Raw genomic sequence first — 662 nt, 5'->3', positions numbered from 1 at the left:
ATTGTAAACAAATACAATAACATTTCTGCTGATTTATCTGGTGGTATTGACTCAGCATGCATAGCATATATGCTGAACAAAATAAATCATGATTTTCTTCTTTTTCATGCCGAATCTAGTGTGGAATCAAATAGTGATACAAAATGGGCCGAAAGTATTTCAGAAGATATACATTGTCCATTGATTAAACTAACTTCATTGGAAAAAATTAATCACAGATTTGAGATGGATCATTCTTATATTGGGAACAAAGTTCCTTCTAATCCGCTATTGTGGGCTGATACTGAACATTATTTGGAAGAAGTAATTGAGAATACTAAAAATCAACAGTCTCATGTCCACTTTATTGGAATCGGAGGCGATGAATTGTTCACATCTATGACTGCTACTCCGTGGTCTATATTAAGACAAGAAAAGTTAAAGAGTATAAACTATGTTTTAAGGTATTGTCTTATTGTAAAAAGAAATTCTATTGATTGTTTAAGAGATTTTATTGATAACAAATCTTTAACAGATGAATTAAGACAAAAATACAAAGAAGCATTTAGATGTTCGAAAAAAAATATTGAGAACAGAAATTTTTCTTGGATAGATAAAATAATAATACCAGATTTTTTAAGTACAAATTATAGAAATAGTATAAAGGAAAGGTTATATTCTGA

The 662-nt window shown here is 28.9% G+C and carries 1 protein-coding gene; it reads left to right on the top strand.

The features are described 5' to 3' along the window. The coding region (locus D8787_RS11300; RefSeq protein WP_260471404.1) for an asparagine synthase-related protein at window positions 1-662 on the top strand (662 nt) is incomplete at both ends.

The sequence above is a fragment of the Streptococcus mitis genome, from assembly GCF_003944325.1.
GTDB classification, from domain to species: Bacteria; Bacillota; Bacilli; order Lactobacillales; family Streptococcaceae; genus Streptococcus; species Streptococcus mitis_CW.
The sequence above is the reverse complement of the archived record's forward strand: the minus strand, read 5'-3'. Positions and strand labels throughout refer to the sequence as shown.